Source organism: Paenibacillus piscarius, from assembly GCF_022234545.1.
In the GTDB taxonomy this organism is placed as follows: Bacteria; Bacillota; Bacilli; order Paenibacillales; family Paenibacillaceae; genus Paenibacillus_AQ; species Paenibacillus_AQ piscarius.
This window is the reverse complement of sequence record NZ_JAIEUI010000024.1, coordinates 43,914-68,066: the sequence shown is the minus strand read 5'-3', so window position 1 is coordinate 68,066 and position 24,153 is coordinate 43,914. Positions and strand designations below refer to the sequence as shown.

The following is a 24,153-nucleotide window of genomic DNA, read 5'->3' as shown; positions in this document are numbered from 1 at the left end:
CTATATAATTTAAAATAAATTCATTATTCCAATATGAAAGGTATGATTTCAATGGATCAAGCACCTTCCGTTCAGGGAATTCCCCGGCCGCTTGTGAAGATCAATCAGGCTTTTATTGTTATCTCAGTATTGTTTGCCTTATTCACCGGATACCGCTGGATTCTTGCGCTTCCGCTTGCTGCCGGACTATCCGGCCTTCTCTTCGGCTATAACCCTATTATGAAGCTGAGTAGCAGGCTGCTGACTAAGCCGCGCTCTGCTTATGTGCTTGAAGACCCGGAGCAGCAGCAATTCAATCAGAAGATCGCCGTCTTCTGTCTGGCTGCGGGACTGGTTAGCTTTGCTGCCGGCTGGACGGTTGCCGGTTATCTCTTCACAATCATGGTCGGAATCGCGGCAACAGTCGCCATCCTGGGGTTCTGCATCGGCTGCTTCATCCATTATCAATGGAGAATGTACACCTACAGACGTAAGCAGACACAGCTTCATAAATAAACAGAGCGCTCATTCATGCCGCGGAGCCTGCTGCGAACCTACGGTGTATGCGGCATCCCATCCCCGCCTGCCACATCCCAACGGTGGCGGAACTTCTCCAGGCGCGGATGGACTTGAGCCGGTGCCTCAGACAGCAGCAGGCGGAGCTTAACGATCCACTCCTCGAAGGAGGAGAAGGAAGCGAACAGATTGGCCATATCCGGCGTCAGGTAGAGAAAATACGGTGCGGCATAGACCCCAGCGATATGACGCAGCGCGGTATCCAGCGGGGTATACTTCTTTCTTTTTCCCTCCAGACCCTCGACCGTAATGAAGGACTGCCCCTGCTCCCGTTTCCACTCATGCAGCCGGTCCTCCCGCTTGTACAAAGGCTTCACCGGCTCCTTCGTCATCCGCCGTACCGTTTCCTCGTGCAGCGGGTACAGCACCAGCTTGCTGAACTTCCGTTCTGCCGCTGCCGCTGCTGCCTTCATCAGCTCTTCACCGGTGATGTGCTCGAATGAATCATAGAAGATCAATGTTCCTTTACGCCCGGCAGGCGGCGCTTCATAGCCATATGGCACATGCTGAATATCCCGTTTCATCAGTACACTCCTCTGTCATTGGTGTCTACAGCATATCATGCTACCCTGGAGGCCGTACAATTCCTGAAGCGGGATAATCAAAATTGGCGGATGCCTGTATGTTCAACCCTGCTGCTCGCGGAACCACTGAATGGTCTCTTTGATGGCCTTCTTATATGGAGTCGGTGAATAATCATGGAATCTCTTCATGAATTTGCTGTCGCATAGCAGCAGCGGATACTCGAACCCGTATAACAGCTCATGAAGCTCTCTCGCCTCGCTATCCAAAAGGCCTGCCAGCCTGACCGCCCAGCCCGGCAGTGCCCGGCATTTCCTTGGACTGCCTGCGGCATCCTGAATCTGATGCAGAAATAGCTGGCCCTCAATCGCGCCGGAGCCCGAGATATGCCACTCCCCCGTCTCTCCGCTCTCCGCAAGCAGCACTGCGGCCCTGGCCGCATCACCCACATAGACCAGATCACGGGGGACATCTAGCTTCACCGGCCACAGAAGGGTTCTCGCCTCCAGGGCCCTGCTAAAAATCGCTCCAAACAACCGGTTCGTTACATTAGGTCCATAATAATCCGGGTACCTGGGGATGATGAACCTGAACCCGCGCTGGGCAGACTGATTCACCAATTGCTCTTCCATCCGGTTGCGCAGCCGGCCCTTGCGGGTCAGCGCCGCCTTAGGGTGACGTTCATCCGCCGGCAGATATTGAAGCTTGCCGTATCCGTAGACGTTGCCCGGGAAGACCAGCGTCTGGCCGGGTCCAAGCCGGCTCGTCAGCCGTTCCAGCGCCTCCGGCATAACGGAATACCAATCTGCATAAGGCACATTAAGGCAGAAATAGACGTTCGTTACTCCGCGCAGGACAGCCTCAAGTCCCTGCTCGTCCTGCACATCCAGTGCAGACATTGTCAGCAGTGGTCCTCTCAGTGTGCTAAGCGCCTGATTGGAACGGTGATAGGTCGAAGTAACCAGCCTTCCCCGGGAGAGCAGCTCCTGTGTAATCGAATAGCCCAGCCCTCCATTTCCGCCGATGACGAGACTTCTGACACCGCCCGGCTTCTCCGCCGGCAGGTGAGGATCTTCAGGAGCTGATCCAGGTTGATGAATGATGGTTTTCACTTTCCTTCTCCTCTTTCTCTTTCAAACTGCCCTAAGTATACCTTCTTCTATATCCTGTATTCATTGGGATTATTTGACGATTGATGTCGGATTTATGCTTTTATATGGACATATGGTGAATTATTGAAGTTCAATAGTTTCGCATAAGTCCATGGATTAGTCCGTGCAGCTCTTTCTGCCTTCCTTTAACTGTCTCTTCCTCTGTGTTTGCGTTGATGCGCATAGACTGCTGCACCCAGAGTACCCGCACGGCTGCCTAACTCGGCCTGGACAATCCGGCAATGGCTGCTTGAGAGCTTCAGTGCATGGGCATCTGCCGTTTCTCGAACCCGGCGAAGAAGGCGGTCTCCCGCTGCGGACATGCCGCCTCCGATGATAATCAGCTCCGGGTTCAGCAGATTAATCACATTCGCCAGTCCGAACCCCAGCAGCTCCCCGGTCTCATGCATCACCTCGACAGCGAGCAGGTCCCCAAGATCATAAGCCTCAGATATCATCTTCGCTGTGATTCGTTCAGGATCATGCTCCGTCCAGTTCCCAATCACGCTGGTTCTCCCTTCCTGAAGCTTCTCCTTGAAGGTATTAACCATCCCCACCGCTGACACATAGCGGCCGAGGCACCCGGAGCTGCCGCAGCGACAGGGACGCCCCTGACGGAACATGTTCATATGTCCGATTTCACCTGCACTGAAGGTGGTACCGTACAGCACCTTGCCATCATGGACAATACCTGAGCCAAGGCCGGTGCCCAGTGTAAGCAAGAGCAAATTGCGGTACCCCCGCCCTGCGCCCTGCTGCCACTCCCCGTAGAGATTGACCCGTACATCATTATCGATATAGATATCGAAGTCATAATACGGCTTCAGCTCATTCACCACATGAACCTCTTCCCAGCCGGGAAAATTTGGCGAGAACACCGACAGCCCTTCCTCCGGGTCCAGCAGGCCCGGTATGCCCATCCCCATACAAGTGATCTGCCGCTCCCCGATCCCGCCCCGCTCACATAGCTGTGCTACCGCAAGCCTGATCCGCTCCAGCACATGGGCCGGACCCTCCTGTGCTTCTGTAAGAATCGTCAGCTCCTCAACTGCTGCAAACTGCTCATTGAACAGACCAGCCTTGATATTGGTTCCGCCCAAATCGATCCCGATAATATATGTATCCTCCATGCCTCGCCCTTCTTTCCCTTATAGTTCACTGAATCTTCTATCTTCATTATGCGCTTTCAAAATACAGGCAGATAGTAATTTCCGAGCTTCCTAATAGCACATTTCACTTGAAATGATGCAATACAAACAGGGCTGCCCTGCAGCCCTGTTACCAAGCTGCGGGACAACCCTATTATTTCTTGCTTCTCTCCTCTATACCACAATACGCCTTATGAACCGGCACCCTTATACCGCTTCACGCCATAGCTCCAGGCCATCAGGCCGATGCTGAGGAAGACCGCGCCCACTACCGGGGTCAGCAGCGCCATGGTTCTCATCTCATCGCGGTGCAGGAACAAGGCGGCCGGATAGATGCCGACAAAAGCAAACGGAATGATCCAGGTCAGCAGCACCTGAATCGCCCGGTTGTAGATGGTCACCGGATAACGCCCATACGTCTGAATGTTGTACATGAGCGGCAGAATGCCGGTCGGCGCATCCGAATAGAACGACAACGAGGTTAGTGTCGTATAGATGCCTGTGTAGATGGCCACCGCACTGAGCGTCAGCAGAATCAGCATCGGCACGGTCCACCATTCAAACGGCAGGCCCAGATTGCTGCCGCTGATCGCCATGACAATCAGCCCAATGACAGAGCCGAACAGTGAAGGCGGGTCCACATTCTCCAGGAAGATCTGGAACAGATTATGCGCCGGCCGGGTCAGGATGCGGTCCATCTCGCCTTTGACGATATAGCGCTCGCTGAAGCCCCACATATTAACGAAGCAGCTGAACACACCGAACGGCACCATGAAGAAGCCGTAGACGAAGACGACTTCGTTCTGATTCCAGCCGCCCAGGCTGTCCGTGTGCATGAAGATGACCAGAATGAAAATAAAGTTCGTGGCCTGGAACAGCAGATCAGAGATAACTTCAACCCAGAAATCCGCGCGGTAGGTCAGCCGTGTTTTCATATAATTCTTCAGATATTCTATTAACAAGCCCAGGTAATACATGCTTCGCTTAACCCCCCTGCACGAACAGCCGCTGGCGCGACGCGTGATATAGCCAGACAATCGGAATCAGCAGGATCAGGAACCAGATGACCTGGATTCCCAGCACATTCCAGATGCCTACGCCCTGCACCCGGCCTGTAAATACAGAGCCCGGCAGATACGTAATGGCTTGAAAGGGAAGTACCTTCAGCACCGTGGCCAGCCAGTCCGGGAACAGGGTGATCGGCACGATCAGGCCGGAGAACAGGTCCACGACCACACGCTTCATGCGCATCATCCCCTCATTGTTCTCCACGAAGAAGGCGGACAAGCCGGTGATGATGTTGATCTGCGAGCTGATCAGGAAGCTGAAGAACAGCATGACCAGGAAGCCCGCCCAGGCCGAAGGCTCGGCAGGCAGCTGCACCGGAAACAGCAGGATGGCAATCACCATGCCCGGGATCATGAGCATCATGAAGCGGAACACGCCTTCGCCGAGACCCTGCATCATTTTGACCAGCACATAATTATAAGGCCGGATGAACTGGATCGCGATGCTGCCGTCCCGGATATCCGTAGAAATCTCCCGGTCCAGGTTATTGAAATAGAAGGCCCTCGCCATCCATGAGACCGCAACATATGTCGTCATTTGCGCTCCGGTGAAGCCGCCCAGCGACTGGCCGTCCCCGTAGATCGCCCGCCAGGTGAAATAATTGACTCCGATGTTGAGCGTATAGATCAGGATACCCGAATAATAATTCACGCGGTACGCGAGCATCGTCAGGAACCGGATGCGGATGAAGTCGAAGTAAGCACCCAGCAGCAGCCTCCACCCGCTGTTCGGGGCATCGCTGGAGCCTCCGCCGGAGGAAGGTACTGCCGTTGCCAGCCGTTTAGACATGGAGCTCCTCTTTCTCATCGCTCAGAGCAGCGATCCGCTCTTCCGGCTTCTCCGCCGAGCCCGACTGGTAGATGCTGCGGACGATGTCGTCCGTGTTGGTCTCGATGATTTTGATATCGGTAATATCGGCCTGTCCTACAACGCGGCCCAGCACATCCGATACGTTCAGCTCCAGCGGAATCCAGACCTTGGCCCCCAGCTCGTTCTCGGCGGTCCAGGTCACCGGCATCCCTTCCGTCCAGGCGATCAGCTGCTGGAGCTTCGTAGCTGTTCCGAACTGGAACTGCACCTCGCGTCCGGTACCCCAGCGCTGCTTCAGATCCTCCAGACCCCCGTCATAGATAATCCGTCCGTCATCCAGCATAATGACCCGGGAGCATAACGCTTCAATGTCCTGCAGGTCATGGGTGGTCAAGAGAATGGTGGTGCCATGCTCCCGGTTCATATCCTTCAGGAATTCGCGGATCTCCGATTTCACGACAATATCGAGACCGATCGTAGGCTCATCCAGGAACAGAATGGACGGATTATGCAGCAGTGCAGCGACCAGCTCACAGCGCATCCGCTGGCCCAGGCTCAGCTTCCGCACGGGGCGGTTCAGCAGCTCCTGAAGCTCCAGACGTTCTACCAGCTCATCCAGACGCTTCTTGAACTCCTGCTCAGGCACACGGTACACCTTGCGCAGGAGCTGGAATGATTCAATGACCCCAATATCCCACCAGAGCTGGCTGCGCTGGCCGAAGACGACGCCGATGTTCTGGACGAACTTCTCCCGCTCCTCATACGGCACGAAACCGCCAACCGACAGGCTGCCGGCGGTAGGCACCAGAATTCCGGTAAGCATCTTGATCGTGGTCGATTTACCGGCTCCATTCTCGCCAATGTACCCGCAGATTTCGCCCTCCGGGATCGTGAAGGAAATATCCTTCACTGCGGTCACCTCGGAATATTGCCGTTTAAACAAATCAGCGAAGGCCCCTTTGAGGCCCTCGCGGTTTTTTTGGACTTTGAAGGTCTTGCGCAAGTCCTGCACTTGAATAGCATTCATAGGTTACCTCACTAAGCTAAGAATTAGGTTCAGTACCCCATTATAATAGAACGGATGCAAAAGTACTACCTATTTCCTGCATGTTCAGGAGCACCGTAATGCGTCAAGCTTATTTGGCCACCCGGCCTTCCAGATAGTCTGCATCCGGCACGGCCTCCAGATGCCCGGAACGGAGAACCTTCGTCCGCAGGTACTTCTCATTGAAGACCGAGACATCGCCCCACAGCGGCACCCGCTTGACCGTGTTCATTCCGGCAGCTCTGAGCGCCTCCAGCTTCTTCGGATTATTGGTAATCAGGGTAACCGGCTTGCTGCGCAGGCGCTGCAGCACGCTGATCGCGTCGCTGTAATCTCTGGAATCATCGGCAAAGCCCAGCTCCAGATTGGCCTCCACCGTATCATATCCCTCTTCCTGAAGCAGGTAAGCCATCGCCTTGCTGAACAGGCCAATGCCTCTGCCTTCATGATTGGCGAGATAGAAGAGTGCCCCGGCGCCATGCTGTGCAATCATCTTCATCGACTGGTGCAGCTGGAAGCCGCAATCGCAGCGCTTGCTGCCGAAGATATCTCCGGTATGGCAGATGCTGTGCATCCGGATCAGCGCATCCTCGGAATGCTCGAAATCACCGTATACGAGCACACTCGACTGTTGTCCATCTGCAAGGCTCATCGATGACAGGCGCGAAATGAGCAGCTCTGTCGCTGCCGTGCCCTCAGCCTGACGGAGTTCATCATCCGTCACCTTGAACCAGCTGTACCACTGGAAGGTAACCGTCTCTCCGTCCAGATTAACAGGCAGCTTAATCGGTCCGACCAGGATGTTCGTGGAGTTGTCCATGGAGATGTGCTGGATTTTGTTCTGCAATATAGTAAGGATATCTGGTTTTGTCATGATAGCACCGTCCTAAAAGTTTTGATCACATCGTTTAATTATCGTTTGACTTCAGTAACTATTTGTAAGTTAGTTTATCATTGTAATATAACTTCGTCAAGTTATAACATATATTTAAATATTTATAATTACTTATTGTAAGTTTATGATATAATGAATGTCGAGGTGATCCTAATGAATGAATTCGAGATGTGTCCCCGCTTTGAGAAGGCAGTGGATGTGCTCAGCAAACGGTGGGTCGCGCTTATAGTTTTCGTCCTGATGGATGGGCCCCGGCGGTTCGGGGAAATTGAGCATTGCTTGTCCAATTTAAGCGGCAAGGTATTATCCGACCGGCTCAAGGAAATGGAGAACGAAGGCATTATACAGCGCACAGTATATCCTGAGATTCCTGTACGGATTGAGTACTCGCTGACTAAGAAAGGTACAGCACTAGCCCCCATTCTAGGCGAGATCAGCAACTGGTCCACGGAATGGATCGAGATCGGCGCGACCAAATGAGTGCCGCTCTGCACACGAAGCAGCGCCCTTGAAGCTCCTTAGCAAGGAGATTTTGGGGGCGCTGCTTTGATTTTACGGCAATTGAATGCATTCTACAGATCTTTACGCTGGAATAGCAGAAGTCCAAGGGCGAATACAAGCACGGTGTAGCCCGCTGCATACAGAATAAAGGCATTGGACGGAAAAGAACTGATATTCAGCAGACTGAGCGGCCCGTTGTTCAGCGATACGAACCCATTCAGATCCTTCAGGCTGAACAGCTCAACGGTCATTCTGCGCTGGAGTGTATCCGCCGGCATCAGCATGGATATCATTCCGGTCAGATTCTGCAGTACCTTAAGAGCATCAGCCTCCAGCCGCAATGACCCGGCGATCTTATCGATCATCCCCCCCAGAAACCCGGCACCATAAAGCATCGTCATGAACACACCGTTTCCGAGAGCGGAGAATATACCTGAGCCCAGCATAGACACAGAAATCAGCAACGGGACCACGGAACCAAACAGCAGAAATGACCTTGCCAGCACCCAGACATCTCTTGGAACATTTGCATGCGCGCTTGTAATCAGCAGAATGGCTGTAAACAGGATAAAGGCATAGAAGATCCCAAGCGTAACGAAGCCCAGCCAGCGTCCGAGATACCACTTCCAGCGCGGCAGCGGCCGGGGCAGGAGTGCCTGCATGACTCCTTGCTCCGCTTCTCCGGCAATGACCGAGAAGGAGCTGAAGATTGCCAGGAAGGCGATGACGAAAGCACCGAAGAAGAAGCCCAGACTTAAGATGAACGCTCCGTTCATGTACTGAATAAACAACCCATTGTCGTTAGCCAGCGTACCCGGCCCAGGGTCGTTCATTGCGATGGTGTCCGCTACGAACCAGAAGGCAATCAGGAACACTATAGTCAGCAGCAAGGTCAGCAGCATTACTTTTTTGCGCAGCATTTCCTTCCAGGTCATTGCTAGTATAGTTGTCATTCCTTCTCCCCCCTGTGATTCAGCCCGGATACTGCATCCATGAACCAGCCCTCCAGCCGCTGTGTCTGGCGGATCACCTCATACAGTGTCATTCCCTGTTCGACGATCAGCCCATTCAGCCAGCCTGCCTGTTCTTCGTGGTCCAGCTCTGCCTCCAGCCACACGATACTGTCATCCGGCGCAGGCTCTCCACCTGCCCGGTTGCCTGCGGCCGCCGATTGGCGGACGGATAACCCTGTATGCTCATTTAACCAGGACAGCAAAAAAGGCGTGTATCCGCCCACTTTGAACCTCCAGGTTGTCTGCTTGCTGAGCATCTCCGCTACGCTGCCGTGCCGCAGGACCGCCCCGCCATTCAGAAGGGCCATCCGGTCGCACAGCACTTCAACATCCTCAAGCAGATGAGAGTTGAGAAAAATGGTGATTCCTCTCTCCTTAAGCCGCTGCAGAATTCTCCGCACTTCCATTCTCCCGATCGGATCAAGTGCTGAGGACGGCTCATCCAGGAAAAGAACCTCCGGCTCGTTGACCAGCGCACAGGCCAGACCCAGCCGCTGCTGCATTCCTTTGGAATAATGCTTAACGCGGTCCTTCCCGCGTTGTCCGATGCCCACTTCAGTAAGCAGCTGCGGAATTCTCCGGTCCGCGTCCGCCTTCGGAATCCGGCATAGCTTGGCATGCAGCCTGACCACCTCTTCACCGGTCAGCCATTCCTGATAGCGGTACAGCTCCGGCAGATAGCCGATCTTCATTTTGGCCTCAAGCGAGCCCAGCGGATGCCCCAGAATGGAAGCTTGGCCGTCCGTCGGCGAGAGGAGTCCAACCAGCATCTTGACGAAGGTGCTCTTGCCGGCGCCATTGGGGCCGAGGAAGCCGAAGGCTTCCCCTTTCCCCACAGTGAGCGTAACGTCCCGGCAGCCGCGGCCATTAGAATATATCTTGGTCAGTCCGTTCGCATCAATCGCAGGGATGCTGCTCATGGTGCAATCAACTCCTGTACCTTCTGCAGGAATTGCTCCCGGTCAGGGTAGACATCCCCGCCGCTCAGCTGCATAACCTGCCCGTTCTTCACCCAGACTGCTGTGTAGTTGCTGCCGCTGGCGAATCTTACTTCGCTCAGAATAACCGGCGTACCGGCAACCGTAATCTGTTCATCAAGATTGCCCTTAATGAGCGGCATCGGCAGGTCGCCCGACAAGATCCGGCTCTTCTGCAGGCTGCTTCTCAGCTCATCAGGAATCAGCGGGAAGTTGACAACCGCATCAACCGCCTCGTCAAGATTCACAGAAGGATCTACTGTAACCACAGGGGTATTCATCTGTGAGAGGCTGGCCCAGTGCTGACCGCTGGACAGGTCATAACTAACTGTCTCGGGGATGTGGAGCGTGATCGGCTTGCCATCCACAGATTCCGGCAGCAGCTTGTCAGAGCCCATACGCTTGAGCGCCCGGTTCACCTCGTCTACCTTCAGCTTGAGTGTAATATCATGGGTTCCGGTAACCTGGGCGTACTTCAGATCTCCCACCACCGTACCCTTCAACGGCTCATACCCCATTATTCTTTGAATATCCTTCACGGGCACACCGCCCTTTATCTCGCCGTTTGTAATCGAGATATCGCCGAAGGTTTCAAGCGACTTCGTAATATTGCCATCCTCTGCGATCTGATAGAACATACTGCGCAGGTCGTTCTCATACACAACTGCAGCCTCCTGCATCTTGAACTGGTTCAGCAGAGCTGCCATCGCTGTATTCCCCACCGGAGTCGCCAGAATGGCGGCGAAGACGGCTACACCTGCTGCTGCTGCAACCCATTTGCGGCTGCGGCTCATCAGAGGTCTGCGCGGCTTGCGGCCAGTGCTTGGCGGCTGAACCGGTTCTGCCGCCTGGTATTCAGCTGCAGATGGCGTGAGCGCTTCGCTTCCTGCCACTGTTCCCGTCAGTTGATTACCATCCGTAGATGCTGCCGAAGCCGTCTCCTGCTTGCCCCATGATGCCCATACCGGATTGACCGGCTCTGCTCCAAGCTTCTCCTGTAATTTAGCCCAGGCTTCGTCCGTGCCCAAGGGCCGGGAACTTCCGTTGTCTCTATTCATGGTATCTTTCCTCCCGGATCTCTTTATTCTTGCGGAATCGATTTCACCGCATGGTGTTTCAGTTTGGCTGTTGCCCGGCTTAAGAGTGTTCCGACCACCGGCGGCTTCACGCCCAGCTCGCCTGCGATCTCAGCGTAGCTGTAGCCCGAGTACTTCAATAAGAGCGCCTGCCGGTCCCGTTCAGGCAGATCCTCCAGCCAGCTCCGCACATCCTCCTGATCGAGCTTGCTCAGCACAACTTCTTCCCCGGTAGGAGCAGCCGCCTTCGGATCATACATCAGCTCCTGCTTATTGATCAGGCGCTGCTCTCTCACTCTTTTGTTCAAATAATCGTACCCAATCCGCGTAAGCACCCGGTGCAGCCAGGCGCCAAGGGCCGCAGGATCATCCGGCGGATTGCGGTACAGTCTGAGAAAGACCTCCTGCGCCAGATCATCGGCCGCACTCTCATCTCTCACCAGTGCCGCCAGCTTGCGGCGTACACTTGGGTAATGCTCATAAAATATCAATTTAAATTGGTCTGATTCCGGAATAGTCATCAGGTAAATCCTCCTTATCCGCTGCAGCTATAAGAAAGACGAAGGTTCTCGCCGTTTTGTATCACAATGTACCGAGATTTCTCTCCAGCAAGGCCCCAACCCGCTGTGCCATGACCTCAGGAGGAAGCGGCCGGCCGTTTCTGAACCACCATTCTACCACCCCTACTATAGCGGAGCCCAGAAACTGGATCTCGACGTTCAACCCTTTGGGCTGCTCCGCTTTCCCTTTGCCGGATATACTGTTATCCTTCTCCAGTTCTCCAAGAAAAAATTCCAGGAAGCGCTGGCGGAAGAACGGGCTGCCCTTACTCCCCAGCAGAGCCGAGAAGAATAAGGTATGCTCTCTGAAATATTCAAACCACTTAAGACCCATCTCGGCGTACCCGGTATCATCTTCTGTACGCTCGCAGATTTCCCGGATATTGCTGATATGTTCTTCGATAAGCTTGTCGAGCAGATCGAATTTGTCCATATAATGAAGATAGATGGTTCTTCTGCTGACATCCGCCTGGTCGGAAATGTCCTGTAGCGTTATCTGATCGAATTCCCGCTCGGCCATCAGCTCAATTAATGCCTTCTTAATCGCTTCTTGCGATTTGCGGATTCTCCGGTCGGTCTTGGGCATGTGCCTGTCACCAGCTTTCCTGTAAATTACTGCACAATTCTTCTGAATATGTGATTTAATGCACGAAACACATCATTTTAAGACTTGTATCCGTTATGGGTCTGCCTCATATTATACATACCTGCTTAATAATTCACTACTGTGTATTATTGGCTGCAAGAGCAAATGACAGTTGAATATCTATAGAACAAGGAGAAAAGCATATGAATATTGCCATTATTGGAGCTACAGGAGGTACTGGCAGCAGAGTCTTAGCGCAGGCACTGGCCTCCGGGCATAGGGTGACTGCTGTCGTCCGCAGACCGGAGGCGGTCTCTCCCGCCCAAGGACTCACTGTCCGGCAAGGAAATGTATTCGACAAATCCAGTATGGTGAAAGCTCTCGCTGGAAGTGATGTGGTGATCAGCTGCATCGGTCCGTCCAGTAACTTCACTGTCGGCGACGGTGCCGGAGGCCTGGCCAACCTCAAGGCTGCCCAAAAAGTGATGGCCGCCAACTTCTCTCCGGGAACCGTTATGTCGGAAGGAATCCCGAATATCATTGCAGCCTGCAAGCATAACGGTGTTCAGCGGCTGGTGATGCAGAGCGGTATTAATCTGAGCGATGGCAGCGAGCTGTCCGTCCCCGACCGTTGGGCGGTCCGCCTGATGCGCCGCATCTTCAGGAAGGCGATTACGGATAAAGCGGCTGCTGAAGATGCGCTAATGCGCAGCGGACTGGACTGGGTCATTTTGAGGGCATCCGTGCTTCAATATGCAGAGGGTACGTCCAAGTATACGGCAGGTCCGTTAGCCCGTATCCATCCGCTGCAGGCGCTGCCTTTTGCCAATTGTGCCGACTGCTTGTTGCGCGCAGGGATAAGCGAACCGGCCTGGAGCCGAAAGATTATTAATGTTGGACGATAAGCACATATAAATTCTTATATTTGCAGAAAAAACGGCCCGCCGGATAAACCCCGGGGACCGTTTCTATACGTTGTTTTCTATTACCTTATTCTATTCCTTATCATAATTCTCGTCGCCGACCTGAATGCTGCCGTCATCATGCTGGAAGAATAGGGAACTGGATACCTTACCGTTGCCAAAAGCGAATGTGATCGTATTCCCGCTGATCTTGTACGAGCCGCTGTCTGAACCGCCAGCCCCGCCAGTGGTGGGTGCACCTCCCTGCACAGTGCCCAGCATCAGATTGTCACCGGTGAAGGTACCGTTGGTATTGAAGACCAGCGTCCGTTCCCAGGAAGTCGATCCGGCAGAGATGCCAGCCAGGCCCTGGAAGCCGCGGTGGACATAAGTGCCGCTTAGCGTCAGTCCGCTCTTCACCGTCTTCACCCTGCTTAGTTCAACATCGTCGATATACAGCTTGCCGGATTTAACCGCAATATCATAGGACTCGCCGCCGCTTAGCTTCAGCTTGCCGTTCTGAATGGTGTAGGTCTGGCAGCCGTCACGCGTGCAGTTGATCGTCTCCGGCCCGCCTTGCGGCGGAGCATCTACCAGCACCTTACTCCCGGGCAGGAAGGTAATGATATTCCAGCACATCCCCCCGCACTCATACCCGTCATAATCCGGGCTGAAGCCATAGTACATCCCCTGTAGTTGGCTGAGATTTACCTGGTCTGAAGCGGCCGGTTTATAGGAGCCGTCTCCGGCAGGCGCACCCGGCACCGTGCCTGGCGCTGGCGGCTTGGGCTGCTGAGGCTGGCTGGCCACCTGCTCGTCGTAGATTTTTTTGAATTCAGCGATTTTCTTGTCAATCTCTGCCTTTGCCGTTGCTTTGGTCAGGCCTTTACTGGTCAGAAACGGGTCCGTGTAGACGAGAACTTGCGGCTTATACGGATTCCACGCTACCAGCGCCTGAGTGGACTCCCCGACGAACCGGAGCGGCACCATGGTATAACTGTCAACAATCTTAGGCGCCTGCATCAGTTGCACATTCTTGCCGTTAACAGAAGCGGTCTTGCTGCCTATGGTCATGACGATCGTCAGGCCTTCCTTGGTGCCGGTGACCTTCTGCTGTGCAGGCTCCCAGCCTACCTTAAGGCCCATGGCCTCGAACAGAGGGCGGAAAGGCACCAGCGTTGTACCGTTATCCAATAGCGGAGCTTTTTCAAAAGACAACGTTTTATCATCCAGATTAACCTCGATCGTTTTACCTGCCGCAGGCGAAGCCTCCGCCTTGCCCGCTGAAAAACTTAGTGCTATCGCTACCCCCAGCCATAGTACAACCATCCAAATACGCCGGATTCTGGGTCCGGCTATTTGCCTGTTTCTCATCCTGTGCCCTCATCCTTTCTCAAACCTGTAATAATTTAGAAGGTAAACAAACGCATTTTTAGGTTTTTAACCCGGAGAGCAGCCGTTCAAACAAATAAATGGAAAAATAAAATTCTTCTTATGAGAAATATCCAAACATACAGAAAAGCCCTGCCGCATACGGGAGGACTAATTGCGTATCAATATCCATAAAAAGGTTGATCTCGCCAATAAAATATAGTAGTTTATTAGGTGTAGGCTATTATAATTTGAAAGGTGGAGCTATTAATGGAACAGAAGTGTATGGAAATGATGATGAGCATGTGTATGGAGGACATGATGAGCAAGATGAAGAACATGAAGATGTGCATGGAAACCATGACTGAAATGGGCATGATGGACATGGATATGGACAAGATCATGACTCAAATGCAGCAATGCGACGAAATGATGACCATGTGTATGACCATGATCCGCAAAGGGATGGAAATGAGCAAGTAATTGACGGCTAGCTCTTCAAAGTGAATCTGCGAAATTCACTTTATCTGTGTATTTGCATGTCATGGCAGAGCAGTCAACTGCATGCCATTTTTTTATGTCTATTGGTGCTTCTATACATAAAACCTTATATATCTCCGGTAGTTCGTTCTCTATTTATCTAATTCTTATATACCGCTCCTGAAGCTGCTTGGCCACGTAAATCCGCTCCATCTTCAGCTCCCATATCTGCTCTTTCCATGGACCGCTCTCCGGTGAATCTTCCTCTGCTCTTAGCTTATTGAACAATTCCATCAGCAATACATTAATATCATCGAACCGCGACCACAGCGCTCTTACGCTATCTGCCTGGCTCTGCTCTTCTGAATGATCTGCATAATTCTTCAAGCACTCCAGGAGATCCGCCTGCCACTGTTCATCATTAATTGACTTAGCGTAATTTAGCAAATCCAGATAATCATCAATTAGCAAGTGTACCGACTCCTTTAACTCCGTTAGTGCTTATACCAAGTATTATACTCGGTATTATGGATATTGCAATAGCTTTTATGCAAAATCCCTCCCAAATAAAAACAGCAGACATCCTAAGATGCCTGCTTCTATAAATGCGGACGCCGAGCTACATCAGCCTCTTAATCTCATCCTTAATCTGCTCGGACTGGGGTCCGAAGACAATCTGTACCGCACCCTGCCCTAGCCGCATGACACCGGAGGCACCGAGTTGCTTAAGAGCGGCGTCCTTCACCGCCTTCTCATCGGCCACGTTCAGGCGCAGACGGGTGATGCAGGCATCGATGCTGCGGATATTGTCCGGTCCGCCGATGTTCTCCAGAATTTTGGCGGCTCTGGAGGAGGAGGATACAGATGTACCACTCTTGGACATATCAATCATTTCATCATTGGTTTCATCCTCGCGTCCAGGAGTTTGCAGGTTGAACTTAACGATAATGAACCGGAACAGCACATAGTAGAGAACAAAGAAGCCAAGTCCAACCGGTATCAGCATCCACGCATTGGTGGACAGCTTCATGTTCAGCAGGTAGTCAATCAAACCGGCAGAGAAGCCGAATCCGAGTTTGACATCCAGCACATACATCAGGAAGCCCGCGAAGCCGGTAAGTAAAGCGTGTACCAGATACAATACCGGCGCAAGGAACATGAAGGTGAACTCCAGGGGTTCTGTAATCCCCGTCAGGAAGGAAGCAATTGCCGAGCCGATGAAGATGGAAGCGACCATTTTGCGTTTCTCGGGCTTTGCAGTATGAATGAAAGCAAACGCCGCACCAGGCAAAGCGAACATCATAATCGGGAAGAATCCGGTCATGAACATTCCTGCGGTCTTATCCCCGGCGAAGAAGCGCGTCAGATCTCCGTGAACAATATCTCCTGCAGCGTTCGTGAAATCACCGAGCTGGAACCAGGCGATGGCATTGATGACATGATGCAGGCCGAACGGAAGCAGCAGGCGGTTCGCTGTACCGAATACAAATGCGCCTGCCCCTCCGAGACCGACCACCCAGGTACCGAAGTCGCTGATCACATCCTGAATCGGGCTCCAGATCATACCGAGGAGAACAGCCAGAATCATGGTAGTTACTGCTGTAATGATGGGTACGAAGCGTTTGCCTGCGAAGAAGCCCAGCCAGTCAGGCATTTTGACATTATGATACTTCTTGTATAAGAACGCAGCCCAGGCACCGGCAAAAATCCCGCCCAGCACGCCCATATTCAGCTTGACGTCATCCCCGATAAACGGCATTTGCGCTGGAATGACCTTGAGAATACCGTCCAGCACCTGATAAGCAATCAGCGCAGACAGCGCTGCCACAGCATCACCGGCGAACCCGATCGCGACCCCAATCGCAAAGATTAACGCCAGGTTGCCAAAGATGGCCCCTGCGCCCGCATTCAGAAAAGGAGCCACATACTGGTTCAGGAATCCCCCTACGGTGCTGCCCAAATGGAAGTCCTTCTCGTAATTAATCAGTCCGAATCCTTGCAGAATGGCTGCCGCCGGTAAGGTGGCAACGGGAAGCATCAGTGATTTACCGAGCTTTTGCAGAAAAGCTAACATAATGAAATCATCCCCCTGGTTTCATAGTAAAATACGTATGTTTTATTGCCTTGAAGCCACTGTAAGAATCCGGCTCTCTCCTGCGGATACCGCACCGTAATGGCACTCTACCCCCGGGGTGTCCTCCCCGCTGCCGGTCACGATCACCGGAATGATAGTCCGGTAACCTGCGCTGCGGATCACTTCCAGATCGAAGGTGATCAGCGTCTGGCCTGCCTTCACGGTATCCCCGCTGGCAATATGGCTGGTGAAGCCATTCCCTTTCAGCCCTACGGTATCAATACCGATATGCATCAACAGCTGCAGACCTGTTGCATGCTCCAGGATCAGCGCATGATTCGTCCGGACCACGTGGGCAACACTTCCGTCAAACGGGGCGATTAATCTCCCCTCTACAGGTTCTATGGCAACACCCTTGCCCATATGACCTCCGGCAAACGTCTCATCCGGCACTTCCGATAATGGAACCGCTTGCCCGCTGACCGGAGCACTTACTGATAAGAACGTGTCAGCATGTTTCTCTTCTTTTTTGGATTTCCATCTTGAGAACATCAAGATCACTCCTTGCCCTGCTATTTATTTTTCTCTATCGTCTGGATTAACCGGTGCAGATGCATGGCGAGGAAGCAGATTTCTTCTTCAGGTACGTCTACACTGAGCTTGCCTTGCATGATCTTGCCCATCCGCTGGGCGAGCTTGTATTCATCCTTGTATTCCTTCTTGATATGCTTCACAAACGGATTGTCGATGAGCGAACCCTGCAGAATCCGCTCAATCGAGAAGCGCAAATGGACGACCAGCCGGACATGATTCATGCTTCCGTGTTCAAAAGTAATCTTGCGCTCCTGACGCACCAGCTCCATCAGCTCACTGACCAGATTCGAAGCCTTCACGAGCTGTCCGACCGGCACATTGCTGACTGCAGAATAGACGTGATAGGTCAGGAAGCCGACCTCATCCTCCGGAATCTCCACCCCGAAGGCTGCGCTGATCTTCTCGGCCGCCGTGTAAGCGATCTCATATTCCTTAGGAAAGGTCATCCGAGTCTCCTCCAGGAACGGGTTGACAATATCCATCCCGCTCCGCAGACGAAAAATCGTAAACTGGATATGGCTGGGGAGCGCCAAATAAACCTTGTCGTTAAGCGTACCGGGAAACGCCCCGCTGATATCGGAAATAATCTCATCCGTTATCGCCATCACCTTAGGATCAATGTCCTCCAGCAGAATCTGGTACTGGCTCCATTCCTCCCGGTCCTCCAGCCGGAACAGCTTCTCAATCCGGGGATCGTCCGCATCAATGACTCCTGTATCCTTGAGCGCAAATCCGATGCCCTTGCCGATAATTACATATTCCTTGCTTTTCTTGCCGCCCTCGACCATGACGACATTATTTCCGATCACCCGCAGCACCTGATACGTTTCATTCTCCCTCGCCAAGTTGCCCCTCCTTTCGGCCTAAATCCTGATTTTTTGCACAAAAAAGAGCCAAGATTGTCTCAGTGAAGTGAGTACAAATCTTGGCTCATGCCCTGTTAAGGTAACACGCCAACTGCATATAAATGATCATTTATGCTCTCATAATAAGGCATACCGGATATTCCGTCAATCAATTTCTGCGCCCGGGCATCCAGCGGCACATCCGGGTAATCACATCCTGAAGCAGTACCGGCTTACTGATGAAATCAGTTGCTCCGGCGGACAGGCACCGTTCCCGGTCTTCCTTCATCGTCTTGGCAGAGACCGCTATGATCGGCAGATCCCTAAGCTCCAGTTCTTCCCTGATGATAGACAAGGTGTCATAGCCATCCAGATTCGGCATCATGATATCCAGCAGGACGATATCCAGCTCCGGCTGCTCCCGGACCATCTGCAGGCATTCATAACCGGTCTGGGCGGTCAGAATGTTCATTCCGTAAGGGGCAAGCCCTTGCTGAAGCGCATAGATGTTCCGTGTATCATCATCTACAATCAGCACCGTCCGGCCATGAAGCTTCTCATACTCCTTCGTGAACAGAGTATCACGGCTGCACGACTGCTCCTCTTCAGGCTCAGAATCTGCCGGCTCCCCTTCCGGTAATCGCTGCGGGGCTGGTTCCTCTTCCTCTAGCTCCCCTTCGCGGCAGGGAAGATACAGCGTGAACGTGCTGCCCCTTCCCTCCTCGCTCTCCAGAGCAATTTGTCCGCCCAGCAGCCGGGCCAATTGCAGGGAGATGGATAAACCGAGCCCCGTCCCCCCGTATTTGCGGGCTGTCGTCCCGTCGGCCTGGCGGAAGGCCTCGAAGATCAGCTCCCGGTTCTCGGGTGAAATGCCGATGCCGGTATCCCGGACCGCGAAAGCCAGAACAGGCCCGGACATATGGACACTGTGGTCGGAATAGGAATCCAGCTTCTTGATCTCCACGGACACTAAGCCCTGCTCCGTGAATTTGAAGGCATTGGACAGCAGATTCCGCAGAATCTGATGCAGCCGCATCTCATCGGTGAAGAACAGATCCGGGACCTCTCTGCCCAGGCTGACGCTGAAGGCAACATTCTGCGCTTCAGCCACCTGGCCGAAATAGCCTTTCAGCAGCGCAGGCAGCTCGGTCAGATTCACTGCATCCATTTCCACATGCATTTTGCCGGCTTCCACCTTGGAGAGGTCCAGGATGTCATTAATCATGCTCAGCAGGTCGCTGCCTGAATTGTAGATGACAGAGGCATAGCCCTGTTCTTCTTCCGTTAAGGTATGATTCCGGTTCTCTGTCAGCAGCTGGGAGAGAATCAGCATACTGTTGAGCGGGGTCCGCAGTTCATGGGACATGTTGGCCAGGAACTCACTTTTGTAACGGCTGCTCTGTTCCAGCTGCTCATTGTAACGCTCCAGCTCAATAGCCGCGTTCTCGGCCACGGCCTTCTGGTTCTCCAGCTCCTTGTTCACGGCGATCAGCTCACGGGTCTGGCTCTGCAGCTCCTCTGTCTGCATCTGCATCTCTTCGGACTGTGTCTGCAGCTCCTCAGACTGCACCTGCAGCTCTTCATTAATGATCTGTGAATCCTGCAGCAGCCGCTGAATCTCCATCCGTGTCCTGACGGAATTCACCGTAACGCCCATCATCGTCAGCAGCTCCTTCAGCAGCTTGAAATGATAGGGTGCCCATTGCGTCAGCGCTGCCAGCTCCAGTACAGCCACCGTCTTATTCTCAAACACTATCGGAGCAATCACCGCAAACTTCGGCGCCGTTCTGCCCAGGCCCGACTGAATCAATATGTAATCTTCCGGCAAATCCTTCACAATGTTCATCCGTTGATCCAGTGCACACTGGCCGACCAGTCCTTCCCCCGGTTCAATGACCTCAGGGCCGCCGCTCTCACCGGTATCTCCGGTTCCGGCGTAGCTGTAGATCCGCTCGAACGCTTCCTCCTTATTGACTACGAAGATGGAGGCATACTGCATTTCCAGCATAACGGAGAGACGGTTAACAAACACCTTGCACAGCGAAGGCAAATCAGTGGTCTCCTGAAGGGCAATCGACATGGTGGTCTGCTGTTCACTCATCCATTGTTCTCTTTGTACGCTGTCAAGCAAGCCATTCGTCGCCGTTCCCAGATCGTAGACCTCATCCCGGGTTCTCACCCGGATACGGTCTCCGCGGTTGCCGCCCGAAGCGATGCTATTGATCGCCTGTATAACACTGTGCAGCGGACCCACAATGCTGGCCGATATCAGATAGGTAATCAGCAGTGCCAGCACGACCACCAGGCCCCACAGAATATACATCGTAATCAGCAGTTTATGATTGCTGTCCTTCAGGTTGCTAATCCGCTCATTGGTGAGCGTGCGTTCAATATCCCGGAAGTAGTCGGACTGGGAGCGGATCGTATCGATCAGACTTTTGCCGGTGTCATTGCGAAAAAAAGCACTTACTGCTGCGCTATGGCCATTCTTCTTCAGCTCTACAACATGCTGCCCGGCCACATCCACCCACTTCTCAATATTGCTGGTAATGGTGTTCAGGTTCCGGACCTGATCCGGATTATCGGTAATCAGGCTGTTCAGCTTCGCAGCGTTGATCCGCCATTCCACCATCCCGTCATTAAAAGGCTCCAGGTACGCTTCATCGCCGGTGAGGACGTACCCCCGCTGCCCGGTCTCCATGTCGAGTACATTTTTCTCGATCCGGTAGGTCAGTTCATGAACTTCGATATCGTGGTCACTCAGGAACACCGTTTCCCGCTCAAGACTGGTAATTCTGCTGGAGACAATCACCAGAAACAGCCCCAGCATCAATAATATAATCATGTATCCTAATGCGATCTTGCCACGGATCTTCAAGCTCCACGGTTGCTTCTCCGGCAACGGTACAACCCCCATCCAGAGTTAGGCTATTAATATGGTTGCAATTCTCTTCATCAGACATCCAGGTGTACGGAGCTTATAAATAGCTTTCAGTCCGGGGCAGACGGTCCTTGAGCTGACGGACATTGGCCTCCAGCTTCATAATGACATCCTCCAGGTCCATCGGGTCAATCCCCTTAATAACCGGAACAGGAGCAGGCACGGTTGCCGCTTTGGCCGCCGCCTTCAATTCCTTCATCTCAATCTGCTGCTCCTGCCACTTATCCATCAGATCCGCAATAGTGGCATAGAAGCGCTCATAATCCTTAATTACGCTGTCAAGGAATGTATCTACCTCTTCGGCATCATACCCGCGCAGCTTCATACTGAATTCCTTCTCGTGAATCGTAAGCGCATCAAGTGTAATACCCAGCTGGCTGAACAGCTTCCTCTGCTTATCCAGCCGGCGTTTCATATGTTCGTCCATATCAGTAACCTCCATGTGTGTGCTGCTTTCGTCCGGCAGTACTTATTATAACAGGGTGAAAGCAGCCTGAAAATATCACTAAAGTTCCAATTCCGCACAGCAGCGCGTGCTGATTGCATCCGGGGACATTAGGGTAAGGAAAGATGACGACAGTATAACCACTAACCCGCAGAAAGGAAGATGACCCGATGAGCCATTTAACCGAAGCTGAGCTTAAGCAATTGAAGCAGTCCCTGGAGGAGCGCAAGGCCGGGCTGGAGCAGCATTTCTCCGCCGATGGAGCAGAGGACAGCCTGCTGGGCGAGTCGCTGACGCTCTCAACGGGCGAGCTCTCTTCCGTGGATAATCACCCCGCCGATACAGGCACCGAGACCTTCGAGCGCAGCCGCGACCTGTCGATCAACACCTCATTATCCGAAGAATTGACGGAGATAGAGGACGCGCTGAAGCGGATGGAAGACGGGACATACGGCATCTGCGAAGCCAGCGGTGAACCGATTCCTTTTGAAAGGCTTGAAGCCATTCCCTACACACGGTATACCGTGGAGCATGCCCCTTCCAGCCGGGATTCCGGCGGACGTCCTGTAGAAGAGGATGTCATGACACCGCCCCCTTCCGGTGCAGGACAGGGACGCCGTAGAGGACTATGGCAGCGCAAGCTCGCCGGTCACCCCGCCGGGCCAGGACGCGGAAGAAGAGGATGCTTAAGCCGCTTGGCCTGACTACGGCAGCTGAGCGCCGGTATTCTGCTCCCTTTCCGTCAGTAGTTGTCCGCTACCGCCTTGTTAAGAATGCCCAGACAGCGGTCCAGGTCGGTCTTCACCTGCTTTTTGTAGAGCCTGGCTTTCTCCTCCCCGTCGGAAGTGAAATGATATAAGACGATTTCCTGGAAATCGACCTTGGGATCGTTCCCCTTGAGCTGCTTGGTGCGGTAGAGTATCCCTTGCTGCACCAGCTCATGCAGGGCGCGGTAGATTTCGCTTTGGGGAGGAGAATAGCCGTGGGCCTTGAACTCTCTCCGCAAATCCTCAAGCATCTGGTACCCGTACCCCTTATGCTGCTCCACCATTGTAATCAGGTACACCTTGATAAACGCCCGCTGGGCAATCATAAACGCCATAAGACACCTCCCATTACCCTAGTATAAGCGCTGTTTCCCAGCATTCACAACAAGTTATTGATGCAGCTTACAGCGTTTTCTGGGCACTATGATGCTATACACAGGAACGGGCGGATTGAAACGGCGGAGCTCCTCCCGATAACCTTCCTCCTATTAATTGGCCCGGCCCCCCGCCGTAAATCATATGATATCTCCCCGCATGTCCGGTATCATTCCAACCTGCTCACCTTTCACGTCTCGATCCCCCCAACACTGATTGCCCTGCTAAGCTGGTTTGTGATGGAATGTTAGGACTGGACTGGGGTGGATCGATTTTGGGATACTTTTTCCGCAGGTATGCGGGTAGGGTGCGTCATCGTTTGGTTTGCGCAGGCGGTAGTAGATAGGGTGAGTGCGTGTTTGTGGTTTACTATTATGAATTTTTCATATGTTGAAATATTAATATTAGTTGCATTACGTACAATTAGAAACTGCAGAATTGAACTTCTGGGCCGATATGCCCAATTATAGTTGTACAAACTGCTGTTAAAGTCAAATTAGGTCATGTATCCGCCCATTGAGCTCTACGAAATGCAATTATGCGTCTGTGCTGGCTGTCGAGCTTCCCGAATTGCCTGGGGTAATTGGCGGGGCTGGAGCAGGCTTAATTCTCTCAATTAATAAAGCCATATGTTACGGCAAAAAACCTCCAGAGCTTAAGCTCTGGAGGCGGTTATCGGATTAGCTGGCCTTATCGCAGTGCGCTTAACGGCCTGCTTCCAATGAAATGATATGCTTATCGCGGATTGTAGAGGTCGGCATCCGTATTGTTGCTTGTCCGGTTTCTGTTACCCTGAACAGTCCCTCCGGGAGTAAACGTTCCATCGATCGGATAAAGGCTGTTGTACCGCCCGGCATTGAGTGAGCGGTTACCGCTGAAGATCGTATGAATGTCCCTTCCGCGCCCGTTGTCGTCAACCAGGACGAGGATTTTGCCTTTGTCGATGTAGCCTTCGTACTCGCGGGCCTCATCCTCAGGGATACCCAGGCCGATCAAGCCGCCGACCAGACCGCCTGCGCCTACTCCAATCGCCGCCCCTGTCAGTGTGGCCGCAATCGGCCCCGCTGCCAGAATCGGACCGATCCCCGGAATTGCCAGTGCGCCTATGCCGGCCAGCAGTCCGGTGACTCCACCGACAACCCCGCCTGTAGCTGCACCAGTTGCCACGCCTTCCGGCGCCATCGTTCCTGTATCTTCAGAGATGCTCTTCTGCTCATCCTTGTCCCTTGTAATTACCGATATCTCATCACTTTTGATTCCTTGGGCCTGCAAACTTTCAATTGCTCTGGTCGCTTCTTGTTCCGTATCAAATACACCAATAATTTTGTCAGTCACTTGAAGCCCTCCTTCGTAATTGTTGTTCGCTATAGTATTACCCGTTGGGAGATTGTCCAAACAGGGAGAGCCGCGCCGCCTGAACATCCCCTAGCCGGTTCGTAGAGAATTCAGGTG

The 24,153-nt window shown here is 53.0% G+C and carries 26 protein-coding genes; 5 read left to right on the top strand and 21 right to left on the bottom strand.

Features of this window, described 5'->3' with window-relative positions; genetic code table 11:
* The first annotated feature begins 51 nt into the window (after window positions 1-51).
* Window positions 52-495: a DUF4395 domain-containing protein gene (locus K1558_RS27675; RefSeq protein WP_238655201.1), complete on the top strand. Its 444-nt coding sequence runs from the start codon at window positions 52-54 to the stop codon at window positions 493-495.
* Between the two features lie 38 nt (window positions 496-533).
* Here K1558_RS27675 and K1558_RS27670 read toward each other — a convergent pair whose 3' ends face one another.
* The 7 genes from K1558_RS27670 to K1558_RS27640 form a co-directional block, all read right to left on the bottom strand.
* On the bottom strand, window positions 534-1,079 hold the full coding sequence (locus K1558_RS27670) for a hypothetical protein (protein ID WP_238655200.1): 546 nt from the start codon (window positions 1,077-1,079) through the stop codon (window positions 534-536).
* Window positions 1,080-1,181: 102 nt separating this feature from the next.
* Window positions 1,182-2,189: an NAD-dependent epimerase/dehydratase family protein gene (locus tag K1558_RS27665; RefSeq protein WP_238655199.1), complete on the bottom strand. Its 1,008-nt coding sequence runs from the start codon at window positions 2,187-2,189 to the stop codon at window positions 1,182-1,184.
* Between the two features lie 185 nt (window positions 2,190-2,374).
* Window positions 2,375-3,358, bottom strand: a complete 984-nt coding sequence (locus K1558_RS27660; RefSeq protein ID WP_238655198.1) for an ROK family protein — start codon at window positions 3,356-3,358, stop codon at window positions 2,375-2,377.
* Window positions 3,359-3,567: 209 nt separating this feature from the next.
* Window positions 3,568-4,353 (bottom strand): ABC transporter permease, encoded by a 786-nt coding sequence (locus K1558_RS27655; RefSeq protein WP_238655197.1) that lies wholly within the window; start codon window positions 4,351-4,353, stop codon window positions 3,568-3,570.
* A 7-nt stretch (window positions 4,354-4,360) separates the two neighbouring features.
* Complete coding sequence (locus tag K1558_RS27650) at window positions 4,361-5,155, bottom strand: ABC transporter permease (RefSeq protein ID WP_238655242.1); 795 nt, start codon at window positions 5,153-5,155, stop codon at window positions 4,361-4,363.
* Window positions 5,156-5,225: 70 nt separating this feature from the next.
* Window positions 5,226-6,281: an ABC transporter ATP-binding protein gene (locus K1558_RS27645; protein WP_238655196.1), complete on the bottom strand. Its 1,056-nt coding sequence runs from the start codon at window positions 6,279-6,281 to the stop codon at window positions 5,226-5,228.
* A 109-nt stretch (window positions 6,282-6,390) separates the two neighbouring features.
* Window positions 6,391-7,173 (bottom strand): GTP cyclohydrolase II, encoded by a 783-nt coding sequence (locus tag K1558_RS27640; protein WP_238655195.1) that lies wholly within the window; start codon window positions 7,171-7,173, stop codon window positions 6,391-6,393.
* Window positions 7,174-7,347: 174 nt separating this feature from the next.
* Between K1558_RS27640 and K1558_RS27635 the strand changes: the two genes are divergently transcribed.
* The gene (locus K1558_RS27635; RefSeq protein WP_238655194.1) at window positions 7,348-7,674 is read left to right on the top strand and encodes a winged helix-turn-helix transcriptional regulator; all 327 of its coding nucleotides are present in this window, start codon (window positions 7,348-7,350) and stop codon (window positions 7,672-7,674) included.
* A 92-nt stretch (window positions 7,675-7,766) separates the two neighbouring features.
* Here K1558_RS27635 and K1558_RS27630 read toward each other — a convergent pair whose 3' ends face one another.
* The 5 genes from K1558_RS27630 to K1558_RS27610 form a co-directional block, all read right to left on the bottom strand.
* A complete protein-coding gene (locus K1558_RS27630) occupies window positions 7,767-8,648 on the bottom strand; it encodes an ABC transporter permease (protein ID WP_238655193.1) in 882 nt (293 codons plus the stop codon).
* Window positions 8,645-9,628: an ABC transporter ATP-binding protein gene (locus K1558_RS27625; RefSeq protein WP_238655192.1), complete on the bottom strand. Its 984-nt coding sequence runs from the start codon at window positions 9,626-9,628 to the stop codon at window positions 8,645-8,647. Before K1558_RS27625 ends, K1558_RS27630 begins: the two co-directional genes overlap by 4 nt.
* A complete protein-coding gene (locus tag K1558_RS27620; protein ID WP_238655191.1) occupies window positions 9,625-10,743 on the bottom strand; it encodes a hypothetical protein in 1,119 nt (372 codons plus the stop codon). Before K1558_RS27620 ends, K1558_RS27625 begins: the two co-directional genes overlap by 4 nt.
* 23 nt (window positions 10,744-10,766) lie before the next feature.
* Window positions 10,767-11,282, bottom strand: a complete 516-nt coding sequence (locus tag K1558_RS27615) for a sigma-70 family RNA polymerase sigma factor (protein WP_238655190.1) — start codon at window positions 11,280-11,282, stop codon at window positions 10,767-10,769.
* 61 nt (window positions 11,283-11,343) lie between these two features.
* Window positions 11,344-11,907 carry a TetR/AcrR family transcriptional regulator gene (locus K1558_RS27610; RefSeq protein WP_238655189.1) on the bottom strand — a complete coding sequence of 188 codons (564 nt, stop codon included), beginning with the start codon at window positions 11,905-11,907 and terminating at the stop codon, window positions 11,344-11,346.
* 203 nt (window positions 11,908-12,110) lie between these two features.
* On the opposite strand from K1558_RS27610, the gene K1558_RS27605 reads away from it, so the two are divergent.
* On the top strand, window positions 12,111-12,812 hold the full coding sequence (locus K1558_RS27605) for an NAD(P)-dependent oxidoreductase (RefSeq protein WP_238655188.1): 702 nt from the start codon (window positions 12,111-12,113) through the stop codon (window positions 12,810-12,812).
* Between the two features lie 90 nt (window positions 12,813-12,902).
* Here the strand turns inward: K1558_RS27605 and K1558_RS27600 are convergent, their stop codons facing one another.
* Window positions 12,903-14,183, bottom strand: coding sequence for a stalk domain-containing protein (locus tag K1558_RS27600; protein WP_238655187.1), 1,281 nt, complete (start codon window positions 14,181-14,183; stop codon window positions 12,903-12,905).
* A gap of 267 nt (window positions 14,184-14,450) precedes the next feature.
* Here K1558_RS27600 and K1558_RS27595 point away from each other — a divergent pair, with 267 nt between their 5' ends.
* On the top strand, window positions 14,451-14,663 hold the full coding sequence (locus K1558_RS27595; RefSeq protein WP_238655186.1) for a hypothetical protein: 213 nt from the start codon (window positions 14,451-14,453) through the stop codon (window positions 14,661-14,663).
* A 153-nt stretch (window positions 14,664-14,816) separates the two neighbouring features.
* Here K1558_RS27595 and K1558_RS27590 read toward each other — a convergent pair whose 3' ends face one another.
* The 6 genes from K1558_RS27590 to K1558_RS27565 form a co-directional block, all read right to left on the bottom strand.
* A complete protein-coding gene (locus K1558_RS27590) occupies window positions 14,817-15,131 on the bottom strand; it encodes a hypothetical protein (RefSeq protein ID WP_238655185.1) in 315 nt (104 codons plus the stop codon).
* Between the two features lie 148 nt (window positions 15,132-15,279).
* The gene (gene nagE / locus K1558_RS27585) at window positions 15,280-16,734 is read right to left on the bottom strand and encodes an N-acetylglucosamine-specific PTS transporter subunit IIBC (protein ID WP_238655184.1); all 1,455 of its coding nucleotides are present in this window, start codon (window positions 16,732-16,734) and stop codon (window positions 15,280-15,282) included.
* Between the two features lie 42 nt (window positions 16,735-16,776).
* Window positions 16,777-17,286, bottom strand: a complete 510-nt coding sequence (locus tag K1558_RS27580; protein ID WP_238655183.1) for a PTS sugar transporter subunit IIA — start codon at window positions 17,284-17,286, stop codon at window positions 16,777-16,779.
* Between the two features lie 20 nt (window positions 17,287-17,306).
* Window positions 17,307-18,173: a PRD domain-containing protein gene (locus K1558_RS27575; RefSeq protein ID WP_238655182.1), complete on the bottom strand. Its 867-nt coding sequence runs from the start codon at window positions 18,171-18,173 to the stop codon at window positions 17,307-17,309.
* A gap of 169 nt (window positions 18,174-18,342) precedes the next feature.
* Window positions 18,343-21,075 (bottom strand): CHASE3 domain-containing protein, encoded by a 2,733-nt coding sequence (locus K1558_RS27570; protein WP_238655181.1) that lies wholly within the window; start codon window positions 21,073-21,075, stop codon window positions 18,343-18,345.
* Between the two features lie 76 nt (window positions 21,076-21,151).
* Window positions 21,152-21,541, bottom strand: a complete 390-nt coding sequence (locus K1558_RS27565) for a DivIVA domain-containing protein (protein WP_238655180.1) — start codon at window positions 21,539-21,541, stop codon at window positions 21,152-21,154.
* 188 nt (window positions 21,542-21,729) lie between these two features.
* Between K1558_RS27565 and K1558_RS27560 the strand changes: the two genes are divergently transcribed.
* Window positions 21,730-22,263, top strand: a complete 534-nt coding sequence (locus K1558_RS27560; protein ID WP_238655179.1) for a TraR/DksA C4-type zinc finger protein — start codon at window positions 21,730-21,732, stop codon at window positions 22,261-22,263.
* 38 nt (window positions 22,264-22,301) lie between these two features.
* Here the strand turns inward: K1558_RS27560 and K1558_RS27555 are convergent, their stop codons facing one another.
* Complete coding sequence (locus K1558_RS27555) at window positions 22,302-22,661, bottom strand: replication termination protein (protein ID WP_238655178.1); 360 nt, start codon at window positions 22,659-22,661, stop codon at window positions 22,302-22,304.
* Between the two features lie 775 nt (window positions 22,662-23,436).
* Window positions 23,437-24,036, bottom strand: coding sequence for a general stress protein (locus K1558_RS27550; RefSeq protein WP_238655177.1), 600 nt, complete (start codon window positions 24,034-24,036; stop codon window positions 23,437-23,439).
* Window positions 24,037-24,153 lie beyond the last annotated feature (117 nt).

What these genes read in the sequence shown, in the direction of transcription:
- K1558_RS27635 (WP_238655194.1), top strand. Translation starts at nt 7,348, where the DNA reads ATGAATGAATTCGAGATGTGTCCCCGCTTTGAGAAGGCAGTGGATGTG.
- K1558_RS27670 (WP_238655200.1), bottom strand. Translation starts at nt 1,079, where the DNA reads ATGAAACGGGATATTCAGCATGTGCCATATGGCTATGAAGCGCCGCCT.
- K1558_RS27675 (WP_238655201.1), top strand. Translation starts at nt 52, where the DNA reads ATGGATCAAGCACCTTCCGTTCAGGGAATTCCCCGGCCGCTTGTGAAG.
- K1558_RS27660 (WP_238655198.1), bottom strand. Translation starts at nt 3,358, where the DNA reads ATGGAGGATACATATATTATCGGGATCGATTTGGGCGGAACCAATATC.
- K1558_RS27565 (WP_238655180.1), bottom strand. Translation starts at nt 21,541, where the DNA reads ATGGACGAACATATGAAACGCCGGCTGGATAAGCAGAGGAAGCTGTTC.
- K1558_RS27600 (WP_238655187.1), bottom strand. Translation starts at nt 14,183, where the DNA reads ATGAGAAACAGGCAAATAGCCGGACCCAGAATCCGGCGTATTTGGATG.
- K1558_RS27615 (WP_238655190.1), bottom strand. Translation starts at nt 11,282, where the DNA reads ATGACTATTCCGGAATCAGACCAATTTAAATTGATATTTTATGAGCAT.
- K1558_RS27640 (WP_238655195.1), bottom strand. Translation starts at nt 7,173, where the DNA reads ATGACAAAACCAGATATCCTTACTATATTGCAGAACAAAATCCAGCAC.
- K1558_RS27605 (WP_238655188.1), top strand. Translation starts at nt 12,111, where the DNA reads ATGAATATTGCCATTATTGGAGCTACAGGAGGTACTGGCAGCAGAGTC.
- K1558_RS27595 (WP_238655186.1), top strand. Translation starts at nt 14,451, where the DNA reads ATGGAACAGAAGTGTATGGAAATGATGATGAGCATGTGTATGGAGGAC.
- K1558_RS27555 (WP_238655178.1), bottom strand. Translation starts at nt 22,661, where the DNA reads ATGGCGTTTATGATTGCCCAGCGGGCGTTTATCAAGGTGTACCTGATT.
- K1558_RS27610 (WP_238655189.1), bottom strand. Translation starts at nt 11,907, where the DNA reads ATGCCCAAGACCGACCGGAGAATCCGCAAATCGCAAGAAGCGATTAAG.
- K1558_RS27630 (WP_238655193.1), bottom strand. Translation starts at nt 8,648, where the DNA reads ATGACAACTATACTAGCAATGACCTGGAAGGAAATGCTGCGCAAAAAA.
- K1558_RS27625 (WP_238655192.1), bottom strand. Translation starts at nt 9,628, where the DNA reads ATGAGCAGCATCCCTGCGATTGATGCGAACGGACTGACCAAGATATAT.
- K1558_RS27620 (WP_238655191.1), bottom strand. Translation starts at nt 10,743, where the DNA reads ATGAATAGAGACAACGGAAGTTCCCGGCCCTTGGGCACGGACGAAGCC.
- K1558_RS27580 (WP_238655183.1), bottom strand. Translation starts at nt 17,286, where the DNA reads ATGTTCTCAAGATGGAAATCCAAAAAAGAAGAGAAACATGCTGACACG.
- nagE (WP_238655184.1), bottom strand. Translation starts at nt 16,734, where the DNA reads ATGTTAGCTTTTCTGCAAAAGCTCGGTAAATCACTGATGCTTCCCGTT.
- K1558_RS27645 (WP_238655196.1), bottom strand. Translation starts at nt 6,281, where the DNA reads ATGAATGCTATTCAAGTGCAGGACTTGCGCAAGACCTTCAAAGTCCAA.
- K1558_RS27655 (WP_238655197.1), bottom strand. Translation starts at nt 4,353, where the DNA reads ATGTATTACCTGGGCTTGTTAATAGAATATCTGAAGAATTATATGAAA.
- K1558_RS27560 (WP_238655179.1), top strand. Translation starts at nt 21,730, where the DNA reads ATGAGCCATTTAACCGAAGCTGAGCTTAAGCAATTGAAGCAGTCCCTG.